We start from the raw sequence: 2675 nt of genomic DNA, 5'->3' as shown, positions 1-2675 counted from the left end.
GAGAAGCGGGCGATCCAGGCCCCCGCCGATCCGAAGCCGCTGCCGGCCGTCGCCAAGGGCGCGATCGTCTTCGACAATATCTCCTTCTCCTACCCGGCAAGGCCCGACCGCGCCGCCGTGCACGGCTTAAGCTTTCAGGTCATGCCGGGCGAGACGGTGGCGATCGTCGGGCCGTCAGGGGCCGGCAAGAGCACGGTGTTTTCGCTGATCCTGCGTTTTTACGATCCCGAAACAGGCAAGATCCTGATCGACGGCGTCGATGTGCGCGAGGCCGATCCCGTTTCGGTCCGCCAGCGCATCGCCATCGTGCCGCAGGACGTCACCATTTTCGCGGCAAGCGCGCGTGACAATATCGGTTTCGGCCGGCCGGGAGCCAGCAAGACCGAAATCGAGACGGCGGCGAAGGATGCACTTGCCGATGAATTCATCCTCAAGCTGGAAAAAGGCTATGACAGCCAAGTCGGCGAGCGCGGCGTGACGCTGTCAGGCGGTCAGCGCCAGCGGGTTGCGATCGCCCGTGCCATCTTGCGCGACGCGCCGATCCTGTTGCTCGACGAGGCCACCTCGGCACTCGACGCCGAAAGCGAAACGCTGGTGCAGACGGCATTGGAACGGCTGATGCAGGGCCGCACCACGATCGTCATCGCCCACCGCCTGGCAACGGTGCTGAAGGCCGACAGGATCCTGGTCATGGATGGGGGCTCGATCGTCGAGGAAGGCACGCATCAAAGCCTTGTCGCCAAGGGCGGCATCTATGCACGGCTGGCCAAGCTGCAGTTCGAAACCGGCGCCAGTGCTTTCAGGGGCGCGGCGGAATAGGCAGATCTGGCGCTGTGGCGACAGCCGCTATGCGGCTCCATAGCGCTGTTTCAGATGGTTCACGAAATAGGTGGCGTTGAGCTTTTCGCCTGTGGCGCGTTCGAGCAGGTCCGGCGTCGACCAGCGTGACCCCTGTGACCAGATTTTTTGGCGGCGCCAGTCGTTGATCGCCTCGAAATTGCCTTTGGCGAGATCCTCGTCGGCGGCAGGATGCTCCCGCGTCAGCGCCGCCCATTGCTGTGCTGCCATCATCGCGCCCAGCGTGTAGGAGGGGAAGTAGCCGAAAGCTGCCCCGGGCCAATGCACGTCCTGCATTGGCCCGTCGGCTGGGTTGTCGATGGTGGAAAGGCCGAGGTAGTCGCGCATCTTGGCGTCCCAGGCTTCGGGCAGATCGGCCACCTCCAGCCGGCCCGAGACGAGTTCCTGTTCCAGTTCGTAGCGCAGGATGACATGCAGGGGATAGGTCACCTCGTCGGCATCGACCCGGATCAGGCCGCGTCCGACGCGATGCACGTGCGGCAGGATGTCGTCGAGCGACCAGGCTTCGCCGAGATGCTTTTCAACCACTGGCAGCGCCCAGCGCCAGAAGGCCGGGTTGCGGCCTAGCTGCTTCTCGACGAACAGGCTCTGGCTTTCATGCACGGCCATGCCGCGCGCTTTGCCGAGCGGCCAGTGCGACCATGCCTTGGGCAGGTTCTGTTCGTAGAGCGCATGGCCGGTCTCGTGCAGCACGCCCATCAGCGCCGACAGGAAGTCGGACGTCTTGTAGCGGGTGGTGATACGCACGTCGCTCGGCACGCCGCCGCAGAAAGGGTGGTGCGACACCGACAGCGACCCATGCGTCAGGTCGAAGCCGACTGCCGTCATCATGGCAAGGCCGAGCTCGCGCTGCCGATCGATCGCATAGGTGCCCGAAAGCGGCTTCAGCGGGCGCTTGCGCTGCCGTGCGTCCTGGATCGCCAGCGCCTCCGGCACGAAACTTTTCAGAAAAGCCTTCAGGTCGCTGAACACAGGCGTGATGTCGGCGGTGCGGTTGCCGGGGTCGTACTGCTCCATCAGCGCGTCATAGGGGGCCAGGCCGAGCACATCGGCACGCAGCGCCGCCTCCTCGCGCACCAGCGCCACGACGCCTTCCAGCGCCGGCTGGAAGCCTGCCCAGTCGTTCTTGGCGCGCAGGCCGCGCCACAGCTGCTCGCAACGCATGCGCGCGGTCGTCTGGCGTTCGACGAATTCGACCGGCAGGCAGGTCAGGTTGGTGTATTGCCGCCGCAGTTCCGAGACGGCGGCGCGCTGCTCCTCCCCCAGCGCTTCCTGTTCGGCCGCGGCGATCCAGTCTGCTATCTCGGGCGCCGTTGCCCTGGTGTGATACATGCCGGCCAGTGCCGACATCGCCTCGGCACGCTTCTCGCCGCCGCCGACGGCCATGTGCGTGGCCTCATCGGCACCGAGGATGGCCAGCGCATGCTCGAGCGCTTCGAGCTTGTGACCGAGGTCGTCGAGTTTCTGAAAGGACATGGCGACTTCCGTGATTGGGACGGCGCGAAAAGACACCAACGCAAAAGCGTTGGCAACCCTCGGATGCCGTCCGGCAAATGCACCTTGCGCAGGCGAGGCCGCGCATGAAATGCTGCCGGCAACACATCAAGGGGGAAAAAATGATCGGCAACATCCTGGTCGGGCTGGTGGCCTTGATCCATGCCTACATCGTCTATCTGGAGATGGTGCTGTGGGACACGCCGCGCGGGCACAAGGCTTTCAACCTGACCCCGGAATTCGCCAGTGCCTCGAAAGTGCTCGCGGCCAATCAGGGACTTTATAACGGGTTCCTCGCCGCCGGGTTGATCTGGGGGCTATAC

The 2675-nt window shown here is 64.7% G+C and carries 3 protein-coding genes; 2 read left to right on the top strand and 1 reads right to left on the bottom strand.

All coding sequences use genetic code 11. The features are described 5' to 3' along the window. The coding region (locus EN991_RS31405) for an ATP-binding cassette domain-containing protein (protein WP_127370203.1) at window positions 1–819 on the top strand (819 nt) is incomplete at its 5' end. Window positions 820–846: 27 nt separating this feature from the next. On the opposite strand, the gene EN991_RS31400 is transcribed toward EN991_RS31405, so the two are convergent. Continuing rightward, window positions 847–2334 (bottom strand): carboxypeptidase M32, encoded by a 1488-nt coding sequence (locus EN991_RS31400; protein ID WP_013529120.1) that lies wholly within the window; start codon window positions 2332–2334, stop codon window positions 847–849. 140 nt (window positions 2335–2474) lie between these two features. Between EN991_RS31400 and EN991_RS31395 the strand changes: the two genes are divergently transcribed. Beyond that, the coding region (locus EN991_RS31395; RefSeq protein WP_164769499.1) for a DUF1304 domain-containing protein at window positions 2475–2675 on the top strand (201 nt) is incomplete at its 3' end.

The organism is Mesorhizobium sp. M7A.F.Ca.US.005.03.2.1, assembly GCF_003997795.1.
Classification (GTDB): Bacteria; Pseudomonadota; Alphaproteobacteria; order Rhizobiales; family Rhizobiaceae; genus Mesorhizobium; species Mesorhizobium ciceri.
This window is presented reverse-complemented; position numbering and strand designations above follow the sequence as displayed.

Bases quoted from the DNA above. Each gene is read 5' to 3' on its own strand.
- EN991_RS31400 (WP_013529120.1), bottom strand. From the start codon at position 2,334: ATGTCCTTTCAGAAACTCGACGACCTCGGTCACAAGCTCGAAGCGCTC.